The sequence below is a fragment of the Desulforamulus aquiferis genome (assembly GCF_030577015.1).
GTDB classification, from domain to species: domain Bacteria; phylum Bacillota; class Desulfotomaculia; order Desulfotomaculales; family Desulfotomaculaceae; genus Desulfotomaculum; species Desulfotomaculum aquiferis.
On sequence record NZ_JARPTC010000027.1, the window covers coordinates 1 to 15,893 of the forward strand.

General features: G+C 44.3%; 22 protein-coding genes. 4 read left to right on the plus strand and 18 right to left on the minus strand.

Annotated features, from left to right (window positions below):
- The coding region (locus tag P6N53_RS16725; protein WP_304545220.1) for a hypothetical protein at positions 1-250 on the plus strand (250 nt) is incomplete at its 5' end.
- A gap of 134 nt (positions 251-384) precedes the next feature.
- Here the strand turns inward: P6N53_RS16725 and P6N53_RS16730 are convergent.
- Positions 385-1,554, minus strand: coding sequence for an aminotransferase class V-fold PLP-dependent enzyme (locus P6N53_RS16730; protein ID WP_304545222.1), 1,170 nt, complete (start codon positions 1,552-1,554; stop codon positions 385-387).
- A gap of 162 nt (positions 1,555-1,716) precedes the next feature.
- Entirely contained in the window at positions 1,717-2,535 is an 819-nt protein-coding gene (gene cwlD, locus P6N53_RS16735; RefSeq protein ID WP_304545224.1) for an N-acetylmuramoyl-L-alanine amidase CwlD, read from the minus strand.
- 174 nt (positions 2,536-2,709) lie between these two features.
- Between cwlD and P6N53_RS16740 the strand changes: the two genes are divergently transcribed.
- Positions 2,710-4,173 carry a PAS domain-containing protein gene (locus P6N53_RS16740; protein WP_304545226.1) on the plus strand — a complete coding sequence of 488 codons (1,464 nt, stop codon included), beginning with the start codon at positions 2,710-2,712 and terminating at the stop codon, positions 4,171-4,173.
- Between the two features lie 35 nt (positions 4,174-4,208).
- Here P6N53_RS16740 and rpsI read toward each other — a convergent pair whose 3' ends face one another.
- Together rpsI and rplM are read right to left on the minus strand one after the other, a co-directional pair.
- Positions 4,209-4,601 carry a 30S ribosomal protein S9 gene (rpsI, locus tag P6N53_RS16745; protein ID WP_304545228.1) on the minus strand — a complete coding sequence of 131 codons (393 nt, stop codon included), beginning with the start codon at positions 4,599-4,601 and terminating at the stop codon, positions 4,209-4,211.
- A 29-nt stretch (positions 4,602-4,630) separates the two neighbouring features.
- The gene (rplM, locus tag P6N53_RS16750; RefSeq protein WP_304545230.1) at positions 4,631-5,062 is read right to left on the minus strand and encodes a 50S ribosomal protein L13; all 432 of its coding nucleotides are present in this window, start codon (positions 5,060-5,062) and stop codon (positions 4,631-4,633) included.
- Positions 5,063-5,389: 327 nt separating this feature from the next.
- Between rplM and P6N53_RS16755 the strand changes: the two genes are divergently transcribed.
- Together P6N53_RS16755 and P6N53_RS16760 are read left to right on the plus strand one after the other, a co-directional pair.
- Complete coding sequence (locus P6N53_RS16755; protein ID WP_304545233.1) at positions 5,390-5,872, plus strand: 2-thiouracil desulfurase family protein; 483 nt, start codon at positions 5,390-5,392, stop codon at positions 5,870-5,872.
- A gap of 24 nt (positions 5,873-5,896) precedes the next feature.
- Positions 5,897-6,271, plus strand: a complete 375-nt coding sequence (locus tag P6N53_RS16760) for a DnaJ family domain-containing protein (protein WP_304545235.1) — start codon at positions 5,897-5,899, stop codon at positions 6,269-6,271.
- 68 nt (positions 6,272-6,339) lie between these two features.
- Here P6N53_RS16760 and P6N53_RS16765 read toward each other — a convergent pair whose 3' ends face one another.
- The 14 genes from P6N53_RS16765 to P6N53_RS16830 all read right to left on the minus strand — a co-directional run bounded on the left by P6N53_RS16765 (position 6,340) and on the right by P6N53_RS16830 (position 15,888).
- Positions 6,340-6,612 (minus strand): hypothetical protein, encoded by a 273-nt coding sequence (locus tag P6N53_RS16765; protein WP_304545237.1) that lies wholly within the window; start codon positions 6,610-6,612, stop codon positions 6,340-6,342.
- A 27-nt stretch (positions 6,613-6,639) separates the two neighbouring features.
- On the minus strand, positions 6,640-8,409 hold the full coding sequence (locus P6N53_RS16770; RefSeq protein ID WP_304545238.1) for a YeiH family protein: 1,770 nt from the start codon (positions 8,407-8,409) through the stop codon (positions 6,640-6,642).
- A gap of 505 nt (positions 8,410-8,914) precedes the next feature.
- Positions 8,915-9,661: a tRNA pseudouridine(38-40) synthase TruA gene (gene truA, locus P6N53_RS16775; protein ID WP_304545240.1), complete on the minus strand. Its 747-nt coding sequence runs from the start codon at positions 9,659-9,661 to the stop codon at positions 8,915-8,917.
- 26 nt (positions 9,662-9,687) lie between these two features.
- Positions 9,688-10,497 (minus strand): energy-coupling factor transporter transmembrane component T family protein, encoded by an 810-nt coding sequence (locus P6N53_RS16780; RefSeq protein ID WP_304545242.1) that lies wholly within the window; start codon positions 10,495-10,497, stop codon positions 9,688-9,690.
- Positions 10,498-10,572: 75 nt separating this feature from the next.
- Positions 10,573-11,427, minus strand: coding sequence for an energy-coupling factor transporter ATPase (locus tag P6N53_RS16785; protein ID WP_304545244.1), 855 nt, complete (start codon positions 11,425-11,427; stop codon positions 10,573-10,575).
- Complete coding sequence (locus P6N53_RS16790; protein WP_304545246.1) at positions 11,412-12,245, minus strand: energy-coupling factor transporter ATPase; 834 nt, start codon at positions 12,243-12,245, stop codon at positions 11,412-11,414. The genes P6N53_RS16785 and P6N53_RS16790 overlap by 16 nt, the downstream gene beginning before the upstream one ends.
- Before the next feature lie 151 nt (positions 12,246-12,396).
- The gene (gene rplQ / locus P6N53_RS16795; RefSeq protein ID WP_304545248.1) at positions 12,397-12,735 is read right to left on the minus strand and encodes a 50S ribosomal protein L17; all 339 of its coding nucleotides are present in this window, start codon (positions 12,733-12,735) and stop codon (positions 12,397-12,399) included.
- Positions 12,736-12,749: 14 nt separating this feature from the next.
- Positions 12,750-13,697 (minus strand): DNA-directed RNA polymerase subunit alpha, encoded by a 948-nt coding sequence (locus P6N53_RS16800; protein WP_304545250.1) that lies wholly within the window; start codon positions 13,695-13,697, stop codon positions 12,750-12,752.
- A 50-nt stretch (positions 13,698-13,747) separates the two neighbouring features.
- Positions 13,748-14,374 carry a 30S ribosomal protein S4 gene (rpsD, locus tag P6N53_RS16805; protein WP_304545252.1) on the minus strand — a complete coding sequence of 209 codons (627 nt, stop codon included), beginning with the start codon at positions 14,372-14,374 and terminating at the stop codon, positions 13,748-13,750.
- 20 nt (positions 14,375-14,394) lie between these two features.
- Positions 14,395-14,784 carry a 30S ribosomal protein S11 gene (rpsK, locus tag P6N53_RS16810; RefSeq protein WP_304545254.1) on the minus strand — a complete coding sequence of 130 codons (390 nt, stop codon included), beginning with the start codon at positions 14,782-14,784 and terminating at the stop codon, positions 14,395-14,397.
- Positions 14,785-14,807: 23 nt separating this feature from the next.
- Positions 14,808-15,179, minus strand: coding sequence for a 30S ribosomal protein S13 (gene rpsM, locus P6N53_RS16815; RefSeq protein WP_304545258.1), 372 nt, complete (start codon positions 15,177-15,179; stop codon positions 14,808-14,810).
- 21 nt (positions 15,180-15,200) lie between these two features.
- Positions 15,201-15,314, minus strand: a complete 114-nt coding sequence (rpmJ, locus tag P6N53_RS16820) for a 50S ribosomal protein L36 (RefSeq protein ID WP_003544690.1) — start codon at positions 15,312-15,314, stop codon at positions 15,201-15,203.
- A gap of 28 nt (positions 15,315-15,342) precedes the next feature.
- Complete coding sequence (gene infA, locus P6N53_RS16825) at positions 15,343-15,561, minus strand: translation initiation factor IF-1 (RefSeq protein ID WP_072911537.1); 219 nt, start codon at positions 15,559-15,561, stop codon at positions 15,343-15,345.
- A gap of 6 nt (positions 15,562-15,567) precedes the next feature.
- Positions 15,568-15,888 carry a KOW domain-containing RNA-binding protein gene (locus P6N53_RS16830; protein ID WP_304545317.1) on the minus strand — a complete coding sequence of 107 codons (321 nt, stop codon included), beginning with the start codon at positions 15,886-15,888 and terminating at the stop codon, positions 15,568-15,570.
- Between the last annotated feature and the right edge of the window lie 5 nt (positions 15,889-15,893).

Here is a 15,893-nt window from a genome sequence, read left to right on the forward strand (position 1 = left end):
CTATGAGGGCGTAAGTCCCGTTTCTGCTGTCTGCCTATGCGGTAACAACAACCATCAAATTCCACTACCAGTAAACTTGCGAGAGCGCAGCGTTGGAAATGCCGCCTGCCCGACCAGCTATAGACATGCAAACAGGCTCTCACACCAACGACCCCTTAGCAAGGCTGGCGGCTTTTCCAAAAGCGTAGCGGAGCACGGTCTGCGTTGCTTAGCCCGAAGTTCCACAAAGGAATACCCTATGAGGGCGTAAGTCCCGTTTCTGCTGTCTGCCTATGCGGTAACAACAACCATCAAATTCCACTACCAGTAAACTTGCGAGAGCGCAGCGTTGGAAATGCCGCCTGCCCGACCAGCTATAGACATGCAAACAGGCTGAAAGACACTTTACCTGCCCGCAGGTAGAACAGTCACCGGCCTCTCAGCAGCAATCTGCCTAAGAGCCTTCAAAGCATAATCCACCTCAGCCTCAGTATTAAAATAAGAAAAACTAAACCTCACCAACTTATTCTCAAAAGTCCCCAAGGTATGATGCGCATCCGGCGCACAATGCAACCCTGCCCTACATCCAATATCAAACTCCTTATCCAGCCTATCACCGACCTGCCCTGCCTTATAGCCCTCCAAGCTAAAGGAAACCACAGGCACCCGCTCCTCATCCTTCAGGGGGCCGTAAATCCTAAGACCACCAATGGACTCTGCTCCCTTTATAAACCTATTGGTCAAGCCCATCTCATGCTGGTGAATTTTCTCCTTGCCAACCCTGCGCAAAAACTTCAGACCCGCCCCCAGACCCGCTATGCCAACGGCGTTTAGAGTCCCGCTCTCATATTTCTCAGGCATTATATTTGGTTGGGTAGGTGTCTCTGAACCACTACCGGTTCCACCCTCCCTTAGGGTTCTCAAATTGACATCTTCCCTGATAAATAGTCCTCCGGTACCCTGGGGGCCCATCAACCCTTTATGCCCCGGAAAGGTAAGAACACTCACATTTAACCTTTTTACATCTATATTTAATATCCCGGCTGTTTGGGCCGCATCCAGAACAAAGTGGATATTATGTTTGGCAGCGATTCTCCCTATATCCTGGACTGGCATTATAGTTCCTACAACGTTGGATGCATGGGTCAATACAATGGCCCTGGTATTTGGCCTGATGGCCTGCTCAACCTGGTTAAGATCAATCTTACCCTGACGATCACACTTAATCTTTGTTACCTGTACCCCATGGCTTTCTAGGGTATGCAGCGGCCTGGTAACGGAATTATGCTCCATCGAACTGGTAATAACATGCTCGCCTTGGCTCATTAGTCCTTTAATGGCCATATTTAAGGCATCAGTAGCATTTAATGTAAAAACAATTCTTTCCGGGTCATTGATATTAAACAGACTGGCTAATAGCTGCCTGGTCTCATCCACAATTTGATTAGCCTCAACTGTGCGCCTATGCCCCGCCCGACCAGGACTGGCCCCTACTTCCTTGATAAAATGTTCCATTGCCTGCCAAACTTCGGGTGGTTTTGGCCAGGAGGTAGCTGCAGAATCAAAATAAACCATCTCTCTCCTCCTCATAGGAAAGGCACGGTTAATTATTTCTATTACACGTGCCCTTAAAATGCTGTAGTTTCTTTCAACGAACACAAAACAGAAAAAATCTGGTCTATCTAATATTTCATAATATGCTCTACAATATGCGTTGTTTCTAATTTCTTAATATTACTAAGGAGCAGGTATATAATTTCCTGGCTGTTGTTTAAATGTCTTCAGGATATTCTCTTGCCCCGCTTCCTCAGGCAGAGCATCCTGACCCGCTTTTCCTTCAGCATAGTATTTGATAATACCCGCCGCAATACTATAGGCTACTTTACTTTGATAAAGGGGGTCCTGTAATAATTTATCTTCCGTAGGGTTAGTAATAAAGCCTATCTCCACTATAACCGCAGGCATCTTTGTATTCCTCAGGGCAAAGTAATCCACTTGTTTAGCTTTCCTGGTGGTATTGCCTAATATGGTTGTCATCTCCCTTTGCAGTACCTCAGCCAATATTTTACTTTCTTCGGATTCTGGCTGAGAAAACACCTGGGCGCCATGCTCTCTTTTGCCTGGAAAAGCGTTGCAGTGAATACTAATAAACAAATCAGCATTTCTATCGTTTGCCATGGCAACACGCCTGGACAAATCCTGTCTCTTTTTACCGTGCCAGCCACTGGCAGAGGAATCACTCAGATCTATATCAGTCTCCCTGGTTAAGATAACGGCAGCTCCCATTTGACCTAGCCAGGTGGCTAACCTCTTAGATACTTCTAAATTTATATCCTTTTCCGGGACACCGCTATGACCCACCTTGCCAGGATCTCTTCCCCCGTGTCCCGGATCTACCACAATCACTTTATTTGCTAAAACATACGACATGGCCTCAATATCGTCCTCGGGATAAGCCCTTGTAATATTAAACAAATATAATGTTATTCCCAGCAGTCCCACTAACCCCAGCAGATATCTCTTCTTTATTTTTATTGAGCTAATAATTACAGGCATAAAACCACTCCTTCAATCTTCCAAGTCTTTCTAATGGAAATGGTATGTGAAATATTGAAGGATTAGAATAAAAAGGTAATTAATCTAAATAATTCTTTAGGTACTAAATACTCTAAAGAAGGAAACCTGAAATATATGTCAAATATTACTACAAAATGCAAGGAGGATCCAAAATTGCTACCTTCATTAAATAACCCTGATTTAGCTTCTGTTCCTTTAACAATGCTGGCCGGTAATATCCTTGACCCCCTATGCCCGGCAGCTGTTAAAAATATATCTGAGGATATCCTGAACAAATTGTCCATGCCGGTTATAGTAATTAATCATCTTGGTAATATATTACTCACCAATGAAGCCTTTGGTAAAACCATGGCCCTGTCCAACCAAAATGTCACATTTAACTTCGAAAATATAAATTTTTCCGATAGCAACCTTATCAAGTTGCTGGACTATGGACTTCCAGTAACAGGATATAATGATAACTTAAGAATTAACAATAAAACCATTCCCGTTAAAATTAACCTCTATCCCCTTTTCAACAGTGAACGACACCGTCTGGGTTTAGTCTGTACTTTAGAAGACCTCACCAGCAGTTCAAACTACCTACAGCTACAGCAAAGATGCGAACTAATCTTTAATTCTATGGAGCTTGGTTTTATTGTGCTTGACGAGTCACTAAAGATTACCATGCTTAACAAATTTGCCAAGGTACACCTAGGATGCAAAGAATCAGAGGTAATAGGCAAACCACTGGACAATCTAATGCAAGAATTTTTTGGTGACGCTAATCCCATATCCTCGGCCCTTGCTAATCAAATGGAACTAAAGGACTATGAACAATCCTTTACCCTTGGGGAGCAGACCTATTATTTTACTATTAACACCTATTTCCTAAAAAACGAAAATAATCAGCCAACTGGTGCAATTATTACCTTTCAAGATATAACCACTGCCAAAGAGATGTCTTTAAAGCTGGCTCAAAACGAGAGGTTTGCTGCCATTGGTCATATGGTAGGTGAAACTCTCCAGGGAATAGGAAATCCCCTGACCTCTATTAAGGGGTTTGTCCAGCTAGTTGAGAAAAATCTTAATGAACAACAAAAAAAGGATTTAAAATCCTACATAGACACTATTTTTAGTGAGATTGACACGATTTATAAGGTCACAAATGATTTGCTGGAATTTACTAAACCCTACAAGATAAAGCTCGAATTAATAAGTGTGAATGAGCTAATTTCCGAAGTTCTGACATTAGTAGATAAAGAGGTCCGACTTCAGGAAATAACTATCCACTGCGATTTATTTGAACCCTCCCCGCCAGTTCGGGGTGATCGACATCAGCTAATCCAGGTTTTCTTAAATATCCTTAATAATATCCTGCAAAACATGCCAGTGTCAGAAACACTTACAATTAAAACATATATAATAGGAGAATCCTCAAAGGTGACTATTGATTTCATCCCTTGGCCGGGAAATCACCGGCCAAGGGATGATGAAAGTGGCGGTCTATCAGTTTCAAATCGAATTATTAAAGAGCACCGTGGTGAAATCAGAACCGTTAGTGACTCTGGCGAAGGCTCGATAGTGTCCGTTATCCTCCCCCTCTGTAAGCTATCCGCTGTTCCGGAAAATAAATAAAAAAGGAAGGCCTAAGCCTTCCTTTTTTATAGTTATTAACGTTTGGAGAACTGGGGTGCACGACGGGCCTTTTTAAGACCGTACTTACGACGTTCCTTCATACGTGGGTCACGGGTAAGGAACCCAGCACGTTTCAAAATAGGACGCAGGTTAGGATCTGCCTGGATCAGCGCCCTGGCGATGCCGTGTCTTACTGCACCTGCCTGACCGCTAACACCACCGCCAACCACTTTGCACATTACATCGAAACGAGCTGTGGAATTGGTTAATTCCAGAGGCTGGCGAACTACCATGTCCAGTGTCTTACGACCAAAATAATCTAGAACCTGTTTATTATTTACAACGACGTTGCCTTCGCCTGGCACTAGGTAAACCCTAGCTACCGCATTCTTACGACGACCGGTTCCGTAAAACTGTACTTGAGCCACAATATTTCCTCCTTCCGGCTAAACTTAAATTAAAAATTCCACACTTCCGGCTTCTGGGCCTGATGGGGATGCTCACTACCCTTGTGAACTTTGAGCTTCTTGGATTGCTGCTCACCAAGACGGTTATGGGGCAGCATACCACGAACTGCCTTTTCCACAATCAGTTCCGGGCGTGTATCCATCATCTTACGATAGGGGACTTGTTTCAGCCCACCTGGATATCCACTGTGCCGGGTGTACATCTTTTGATCAAGTTTGTTACCGGTAAGGATAACCTTTTCTGCATTAATAATAATTACATGGTCTCCGGTATCAACGTGGGGTGTAAAAGCTGGTGTATGCTTGCCACGTAGGATCCGAGCTGCCTCGGCAGCTACACGACCAAGGGGTTTTCCCTCAGCATCCAAGACATACCATTTACGCTGTATATCAGCTGGCTTGGCCATGAATGTAGTCTTCATTATAAGTTTACCTCCTTACTGCCTGGGGAGCCAAAAGACGACAACGGGGCGGGAGTCGCACTCTGGCCACACATATAAGTATTTTAAAGCAAAGGAATTGGAGTGTCAAGCAGAATACCATGACTAAATCAATCTTTTGCCCATATTCGGCCACAATCTGATAAAATTAGGAAATTATATTTAGTATATCTATGTCACCGATTATTATTAATAATAGCTTATCCTCGAAAATTTAAGTGTACATTCTCTATAAAACTCATTTGTATTTATAGTACAATATTAGCTAGGTTATCAGTGGAGGAATTCTTTAGAATAGAGGTGTATTAGATGATTGCGGTTAGTTCATGCCTATTAGGAATTAAGGCTAAATACGACGGGGGTAAAAACTCCGTGGATAGGCTATTAAAACTATGCCCAGGGGGGAAGGTAGTCCCCATCTGTCCCGAGCAGCTTGGCGGTTCCCCCACTCCGAGGCCACCTGCAGAAATAAAGGGAGGAACCGGCCTAGACGTATTAAGAGGCACGGCCAAGGTTTATACCGATGAAGGCTTAGATATAACAGACTTATTTATAGAAGGTGCCCAAGAGGTACTAAAGGTTTGCCGGATATTTGATGTTAAAGCCGCCATCCTCAAAGAAAGGAGTCCTTCCTGCGGGTGCAACATAATTTATGACGGCACTTTTCAAAGTATGAGGATACCTGGCCAGGGGGTTACTGCCGCCCTCCTTGCCTCCCAGGGTATACCGGTTTATTCTGAGGAGGAGCTAACCGATGAACTCCTGCAAAAACTTTTTGGGCAAACCTTGTAGCGAAATAATCTAGGGGGAAGATTCATGGATATTCTGTCTCTCATTGCCGAGGGGAAAATTAAAGAGGCCATAGAAAGAGGGGATTTAAAGGATCTCCCCGGCGAAGGGACACCCCTCAAAATCGATGACCTTTCTCACATTCCCGACGACCTCAGGTGCGGTTATATTCTACTAAAAAACGCCGGGGTTCTGCCTGAGGAAATGGAACTAAAAAAGGAGATAGTATCCTTGCAAAGGCTCCTAAGCCATTGTTACGACGAACAAGATAAAGCTTCCTTAAATAGAAGACTTAACGAGATGACCCTTCGTTTCACCCTCCTGATGGAAAAGAGAAACCTAAGTCCCTCCTTAAGTGTTTATAAGGAAAAGATCCATGATAAATTTCAAGAACCTAAATAACCACAATAAAATCAGAGCCATTATCCCGCTGGGATAATGGCTCTGATAGTTTAGTACTGTTTATTCTGCTATTGTTCCTTAGGGGTGAATCTGTTTAAGTCATTTAAATAAAGCTCAGCAGTTCTCACCTGTTCAACATCCGAATAGAAGTAGGCCCCTGACCGGAAGTCGCCTTCCCTTAGCAGCTCCAGGTGAGCTTCACCCCCTGGGATTTTGGTTAAACCTAGGTAGTAGAGATATACACCTACTGTCACCGCCAGAAGGCCAAATACCAGCTTTACCCACTTTAGGACGAGGGGACCGGCATTCCCTCCACCCGCTGTTACATTAATGGCATTCATACTCAAGCCCTCCTAGTCCAAAGTAGTTTATTGACCCATCAGTTTTTCAGTAATGCCGGGGAACACTTTGAAGAACATGATGTAAGCCATGGTCAGGGTTAGAATCAGGTTGAAGGACTGACCGCAGATATACAGGATAACGGGCTTACCACCTTTAAGATACTTAGCCAGCTCACGGAAGTTGGTGGCCAGACCGATACTAACAAAGGCCAGGGCAAAGAACCAACCCTGCAGGGCAGTGGTCCACGCACCTACAATACCCTCGTCAATCATTACTTTACCAACGTCGGTGCCAAGAACCTGATAGAACAGGGAGAAAATGATAGATGCACAAAGGAAACCAAGAACGAATTTGGGGAAGCGGTACCAAACTTCAGCTAAGCCAACCTTTGTACCGGCACTTCTATCCACCTGGGATACCCAGTACCAGGCTACACCAAAGGCAATGGCGCCAATCATTACGTTCTGAATCATCTTAATGGTAGCCGCCACATACATAGCAGTGTCGCCAAGGAACGCACCAGCAGCCACAACTGCGCCGGTAGCATCAATGGTACCACCAATCCAGGCACCACCAAGAACTTCATGCATACCTAAGAACTTAATGAACATAGGCAGTACAATCATCATAATAGCAGTGAAGATGATGGACATACCAACCGCCAGGGTCAATTCTTCCTTCTTAGCACGGCAGGCAGCTGCAGTTGCAATGGCAGCGGAAACACCGCACACAGACATATCTGCAGAAACAGTCATATTCAAGGATTTGGAATCAATCTTAAGAATTTTTTGACCGAACAAATAGGTGCAAACCAGAACTATTGGAGTAACTACCCAGGTTACAAATACACCCGGAATACCGATGAGTAGGATTTTACCGATAAGGATACTTGCACCCAGCAGTACAAGACCGGTCTTAATGTAGTACTCAGTCTGTACAGCGGGCATAATCCACTTAGGAGTTCCAACAGTGTTACTAATTAATAGACCTAGAATCAGTGCCCATGCCACATATTCAATACCGGCAGCTTTAATCTGAGCTTGGGCCGCTAGGAAGTAGGAGAGTACGGCAAGAATAAATACAGGTATAAAACCGATTAAGAACTTGCGTACACTGTGACCCATAAACTTAATGCCGATGGAGAAGAATAAACCAAAGGCGATACATAGAACTACCAGTCCTCCAAAGAGGTTAAAGGGTTTGGCAGATGCGGAGCTTTTAGCCTTGGATTCAGCATCAGCAGCTACACGCCACTTTACAATGGCTTCATGAGCCTTATCATTTAAAGCATCATCTTTAAATCCTGCTGCTTCTGCTGCAGCCTGGGCTTCTTTAGCATCTTCCAGGGCCAGAGCAGTTTTTTCTTGAGCTTCTTCATATTTTGGCTTAGCCTTTTCGCTCTTAGCCTTGGCTTGTTCTTCAGTTTGTATAAAGGAAGTTATTGGCTTGTCGGTCCAGCTGCCGGGTCTTGCCAGGTAACCAGTTATCTTCTTGGCTAAAGGCTCATCCTTTGCCTTAAGCTTATCTTTATCACTGCTAGCCTGGTACCATTCAACGGTTTTAAAGGGAGCCCTATCAGCTTCTGCTTGAAGAACTACATTAGCCTTGGCAATCTTTTCATCCATATCCTTTGGCGCATTGGGCATGAAGATTAATAAACCGATTACCATAAGTGCTACGCCCAGCCAAATTGCCCAGTAATCTTCAAATTTCCATAAATCAGACCACTTAAAAGTACCTTTGTCTACCACTATTTCTTCGTTTTCATTTTGAACCTGTTTGTTCTTGTCTTCCATGGTACACCTCCCATAAAATTGAAGATATAATTATAATTGCTATTACTACGGGAAAAGGAGTAGATAAGAACCTCTGACTTTATTCCAAGCATCACCCCATGTCTTTATTAATTAACTGACTACCAATATGACCAAAATAATCAGCGCTTAAGAAAGATGTTATAATCACAATCTAAGCCATGTCGGTTGGACGACATTTATAAGGTCTTTTGCCAGACACGTTGGTAGTCGGTTAATTGACTGTTGTTAACATGTTATAAAAATTTCAAACTCATATCAATTAGCTGAGCCTAGTATGAATTGTTTATGCCTTCCATAGGACTGTATTGTCCACGGTTCAGATGTTTTTATGCCACTAATTTGAACATAATGTGTCATTAGTTAAAATATTTGCTTCGATATTTTAAATAATCTAAGCCATGTTTTTGTAGTATCAGTATTTTATTGAAATAAAAACAGGCCCCTAAAGGAACCTGTTCCCATACAAAAACTCTATCAATTTTAGCTAGTACTCAACTTCCTTAAGACTTAAACCATGGGGAGGTGCGGTTACACCTGCCAGGGCCCGATTTTTTGACTTGATTATCTCCTCCATTTGCTGCCATGTAGTCCTACCTAATCCGATATTACACAAGGTCCCGGTAATTATTCTTACCATGTTGTACAAAAAGCCGTTTCCCTTTAGCTCAAGGAGAAGAATTGGCGGTTCATATGTTATTTCCGCCCGGTAGATTGTTCTAATGGTATCTTTCACAGTGGCCCCCTGGGACTGAAAACATTTAAAGTCATGGGTGCCAAGGAGGAGGGCAGCCGCCTTCTTCATGATATCTATGTCAAGTTTTCTTGGCTCATGGTAATAATACAGCCTATGTAGCGGTGACATGACAGGGTGGTGGTAAATAGAATAGCGATAGGTCTTGGCCTTGGCTGAAAACCTAGCGTGAAATTCACTCTCAACTTCCTCTGCCTTAAGTATGGCAACATCATCAGGAAGTAAAGAATTCATAGCCAGGTGTATCTTTGCTGTAGGCACAGGCCAGTTTTCTGAGCGAAAGTTCACCACCTGGCCTTGGGCGTGAACTCCTGCATCGGTACGCCCTGCCCCAATAACTTGAATCCTTTTCCTTGCCAACCGACTTAAAGTGCTTTCCAATACTTCTTGAATTGTTATCAATCCGGTTCCCCGCTGCTCCTGAAATCCATGATAGTTAGTCCCGTCGTAGGCTACCGTAAGTTTAATATTTTTTAACATAGGCACTCCCAAAGAGTATTAATCGGTTAGAATAATATCCATCTATCTACTCCAACTATGATAAGGGTACTTATGGCTAGAATAAATACCGTATAATCCCTGGAGGTATAGGTAAATTGCTTTAGACTAGTCCTTTTTACATCACCCCGGTAGCATCTGGCTTCCATGGCGGTGGCCAGTTCTTCCGCCCTTCTAAGGGAGCCCGCTAACATGGGTACCAATAGGGCCACCGATGCCCTTACTCTGCTGGAAAAGCTGCCGGTGGTGATGGACCCTCCCCTGGCTTGCTGAGCCCTGGTGATTGCTTCTGCTTCTTCCAACAGTGTGGGAACAAATCTTAAGGCAATGGTCATCATCATTGCCAGTTCATGGGCAGGTATACCAACCTTTTTAAATGGGGTTAAAAGTCTCTCCAGCCCACCCGTTAAATTTACGGGTGTGGTAGTCATGGTTAAAAGCATCCCTGTTACAATAAGCAGTGTTAATCGGTAGATCAATCTAAGCCCATTAATTAAGCCTTCTCTAGTTACCGTAAAAAGGCTCCACTCCCAAATTATCTCTCCCGGGTGGGAAATAGCATGAAGAACAAAGCTGATAGTCAAGATTATCCAAAGAAATTTCATTCCCCGCAGAAATGCCCCCAAGGGGATTTGGGCAATAAGTAAGGCTATAATAACAGGAATAGCGACTGTTAAATAACCAACCATTCCATTCGATAACAGGGCGGCAGCTGCAATTATTGGTACTGTCAGGAGCTTCGCCCTTGGATCCAGACGGTGTACTAAGGAGTTTCCGGGGTAATATTGTCCAATTGTAATATTTGAGAATAGGGACATAATTGCTCCGTTCTCTATTTTTGTTTAAAAAATAGTTTGACCTCATAAACAAGGTTGCTTAGTATTATTCATCTATTACTTATGCTTCTTAAGCAGTTTGCCAACTTCTTGCTCAGCTTCCTGCATGGTAGTAATATTTTCTTTCATTAACAAGCCCTTTTCCTTTAAGGCTATTGCTAGTTTTGTGGCAAAGGGTACCGCCAGCCCTATCTGTTCAATCTCCCCTATACGATGAAAGATTTCTGCCGGTGTGCCCTGCAGATGTAGCTGACCATTATATAGCACCGATACACTATCGGCCCGCCGGGCAACCTCCTCCATATCGTGGGTAACAAGAACTACAGTAACTTTATGCTCTTTACAGATATCAGAAAATAAATTCATAAGCTGGCGCTGCCCCCTGGGATCTAAGCCTGCAGTAGGTTCATCAAGCAAAAGAATCCTTGGCTCCATGGCCAGTATCCCTGCTATGGCAACCCTACGCTGCTGGCCTCCACTAAGCTTATAGGGAGATATTTTGTGGTACTGCTCTTCAATTTCTACAGTTTGTAAAGCCTTATATACCCGGCGGGTAACTTCTTCCTCAGGGAACCCAATATTCCTTGGGCCGAAGGCTACATCGTTGAATACACTATCTTCAAATAACTGCTTTTCTGGATATTGGAATATTACCCCAACCCTGCGCCATAGGTTTAGCCTTTTTTTCTTATCAGCCAGATCTTGACCGGCAACAATTATAGTTCCCTCCCCGGTCATTAGACCTGCCATCACCTGTAGCAGGGTAGATTTACCTGAACCCTGAGGTCCTATTAGGGCACGGAACTCCCCCTGCCTAACGGATAGGCTAATATTTTTAAGGGCATGGCGCTCCATTGGTGTCCCTGGGGCATATACCAGATTTAGTTTATTAATCGCTATTGCTTCCGGCATAGATAGTCAGCCCAATCCTTTACTTTTAACATTGTACTGTCTATTTTATGACCCTTTTTTATTAATCTCCGGGCCAACTCAGCTGCTGGTGGGATAGTCAACCCCAGATTGCTTATTATTTCTACCTTTGAAAAACAGTCCTTAGGTGTACCTGTCAGGACTACCTTACCCTGGTCCAGTATTACAACCCTATCCGCTGTTGCTGCCTCATCCATATCATGGGTCACTAGTATTACAGTTTTACCCATTTTTTTCAGATTTGCTACCTGTTCCATTACTTCACGCCTACCCGCAGGATCTAACATAGATGTTGGTTCATCCAAAATCAATATATCCGGCTCTATAACTAAGACTGCTGCAATGGCTACCCTTTGTTTTTGACCGCCTGAGAGCCGGTTGGGGGGGAATTCTAAGAACCTTTCTAGGTCCATTCTCTTAGCCATTTCTTTAATCCTGACCTTCATTATGTCTGGAGCTACACCCAGGTTTTCCATGCCAAAGGCCAGCTCCTCTTCCACTAAAGCTGCCACTAACTGGTTATCAGGATTTTGAAAAACCATCCCAACCTTTTTTCTTATCTCCCATACATTAGTCTCTGCACCTGTGCAAAGACCCGCCACAACTACTTGTCCCTCATTTGGGATCAACAACCCGTTCAAATGTCTAGCCAGAGTTGATTTCCCAGACCCATTGGCACCCAATAGGGCGATTACTTCCCCAGGAAAAATCTCCAAACTAATATCATTCAACACCAGCCTATCATCTGAACCAGGATAACTGTATCTCAACCCTCTAACAGAAATTATTGGTTCCTTCATAACCATCCCTTTTATAAACAATACCCCGGGATTAACTCGCCACTTTAAAAGTTTTGCGGTTTGTCCCGGGGCAGGTTTATCTTTTCTTATAGGCAAGGCGAAACGGAAACCGCATTTCCGGGGTTTCCGCCAGTTCTTGCGCCATTAACTATTAAACTAACTCCAGCAGCACCATTTCTGCTGCATCACCCCGGCGATAACCTACCTTGACAATACGGGTATATCCGCCCTGACGGTCAGTATACTTGGGGGCAATGGAATCAAAAAGCTTCTTAACTACTTCTTCTTCATAGATATATTCTAAGCACTGGCGGCGAGCAGCCAGGTCACCTTTTTTAGCGGTGGTTACCAGCTTCTCAGCAATGCTTCGTACATCTTTAGCCCTGGGTTCGGTGGTTTCAATCCGCTCATCCCGGAATAAAGAGGTAACGAGGTTTCTCAGCATAGCTTTACGGTGGCCAGTGGTTAAACCAAATCTGCGATAGCCCACATTTCGTCCCTCCCTTACTCGTCGTCATTCCTCAGCGACAGGCCCAGTTCATGCAATTTATTCACAACTTCTTCCAGCGACTTTTTGCCTAGGTTGCGAACCTTCATCATGTCTTCTTCGTTTCGCTGAATTAGTTCCTCAACAGAGTTTATACCAGCCCGTTTCAGGCAGTTATAAGAGCGTACGGATAGATCAAGTTCTTCGATGGTCATTTCAAGAATCTTGTCCTTTTGCTCCTCTTCCTTTTCCACCATAATTTCAACATCATTAACTGTTTCGGTTAGACCGATGAACAGCCTTAAATGTTCATTTAAAATTTTGGCGGCCAGACTGGTGGCCTCATCAGGTCGAATACTGCCGTTGGTCCAGACCTCTAGAGTGAGCTTGTCGTAGTCAGTAATCTGACCGACACGGGTGTTTTCCACATTGTAGTTCACCTTACGCACCGGTGTATACGCAGAATCAATGGGTATTACTCCAATGATATGCTCACCCTTTTTATTCTTCTCTGCAGAAGAATAGCCACGGCCTTTGTTAACGGTGATTTCCATAAACAACCGCCCACCGGTATCAAGGGTTGCCAAATGCAAATCTGGATTTAGTATCTCCACATCAGCATCATGAATAATATCACCGGCAGTGACGGGACCCTCGGTTTGTGCTTCCACCCGAAGAACTTTTTCCTCGTCGCTGTGAATCTTAAGGCAAAGATTTTTAAGGTTCAGGATAATATCGGTAACATCTTCCCTAACTCCGGGGACTGTACTGAACTCGTGCAGCACACCATCAATTTTCACTGAGGTAACTGCAGCCCCTGGTAGTGATGATAGCAGAATTCTACGCAGAGAATTGCCTAGGGTGATCCCATAGCCCCTCTCTAACGGTTCCACCACAAATTTACCGTAGGTATTATCTTCATTCTGGTCTACAATATCAATCTTTGGCTTCTCAATCTCCAACAATTCGGTAACCCTCCTTTGGCCGGACCGGAACTAACATGTAACCGACCAACCTACCTGGAATACAGCTCGATAATCAGGTGTTCCTGAACAGGAGCATCGATTTGATCCCGGTTGGGCAGTGCCACAACCCGAGCCTTGGCTTCTTGTGCATCGTATTCCAGCCAAGCAGGAGGAGTACGATCCGCGGATCTCTCCATCAATTCCTTAACGCGGGGGGAATCTTTGCTCTTATCACGAACAGTGATTTCATCTCCCACTTTAATTTGGTAAGAGGGGATGTTCACTTTATGACCATTTACTTCAAAATGACCGTGAAGAACCAACTGTCTGGCTTCTACCCTTGAAGCACCTAATCCTAGACGATAAATTACGTTGTCCAGGCGACGCTCTAACAGACGAAGTAGGTTGTCACCGGTAACGCCGGGCTGACGCTCGGCTTTTTCAAAATAGTTGCGAAAAGGCTTTTCTAAAACGCCATAAATACGACGAGCCTTTTGCTTTTCACGCAGCTGAATACCATATTCTGAAACTTTCTTGCGACCTTGGCCGTGTTGACCGGGAGCATAGCTACGACGGTCAATTGCACATTTGCCAGTGTAGCAGCGGTCTCCCTTCAAATACAGCTTCAGGCCTTCACGCCGGCATAGACGGCAGTGTGGACCAGTGTATCTTGCCATGGAAACTAACGCACCTCCCTTTACACTCTCCGGCGCTTGGGCGGCCGGCAACCATTATGTGGAATTGGTGTTACATCTTTAATCATATTAACTTCAAGGCCAGCAGCCTGAAGGGAACGAATGGCAGCCTCACGACCGGAGCCAGGTCCTTTAACAGTAACCTCAACTTCCTTTAAGCCATGTTCCATTGCATCTTTAGCAGCTGACTCAGCAGCCATTTGGGCAGCAAAGGGAGTGCTTTTACGGGAACCCTTAAAGCCTACCTGGCCAGCACTGCACCAGCCCAGGCAATTGCCCTTTAAATCAGTGATAGTAACAATAGTATTGTTAAATGTGGACTTGATGTGTGCCACACCTGACTCTATGTTTTTCTTTTCTTTACGTTTAGTTCTTACTTGGCGACGCGCCATGTTTTTATATACCCCCTTTCACCTTACTTCTTCCTACGTACGCCGACAGTTTTCTTCGGTCCCTTACGGGTACGAGCATTTGTCTTAGTACGCTGTCCGCGAACAGGAAGTCCGCGACGGTGTCTGAGGCCCCGGTAACATCCAATCTCAATTAAACGTTTGATGTTCAGAGCTACTTCACGACGAAGGTCACCCTCAACCTTAACATTTTTATCAATATAGTCCCGAAGTTTGTTAATTTCTTCTTCGGTCATATCCTTGATCCTGGTGTCCGGGTTTACGCCGGTCTGGGCCAGAATTTTTTGAGCGGTGGGCTTACCAACACCATAGATATAGGTAAGAGCTATTTCTGCCCTTTTATCCTTCGGCAGGTCCACCCCGGAAATACGTGCCATATAACGATTACACCTCCCGTGTTACCCTTGCTTTTGTTTGTGCTTGGGATTTTCGCAGATAACCATAACCTTACCTTCACGGCGGATGATCTTGCATTTTTCACAAATCGGTTTTACCGATGGTCTCACTTTCAATGTATAACCCTCCTTTGGGGGATCTTGTTTACTTAAAGCGGTAAACGATGCGACCCCGGGTTAAGTCGTAGGGAGACAGTTCCACCGTAACCCTGTCGCCAGGTAGTATGCGGATGAAGTTCATGCGAATCTTACCCGATACATGGGCTAATACCCTATGCCCATTTTGCAACTCCACCCGAAACATAGCGTTCGGAAGCGGCTCTAATACTTTACCTTCAACTTCAATAACATCATTTTTTGACATTGCGCTTTACCCAACCTCCTTACCTTTGAGTAAAGGTTCTTCCTGTATTGACCTTTGCATTTCTGCCAGACTGGACATTATATCATTATTTGTTAACCTGATATTTCCCGCTAGCTTTTCAGCCATTGACTCAGAAACTATTGGCCATATTTTCAGGTGCCTTACGTTCTTACGTTTGGGCTTTTCTATTCCCCGATATTCTCCATCGGTAACCTCAACAAAATGATCGTCTAGACTGCTCAATACCAGGTAGTACCTTCCAGTGTCACGCCCCTGAGTTGAACTAACCAACTGCCCTGGCCTCACCTTAATTACCAAACCTTGCACCTCCA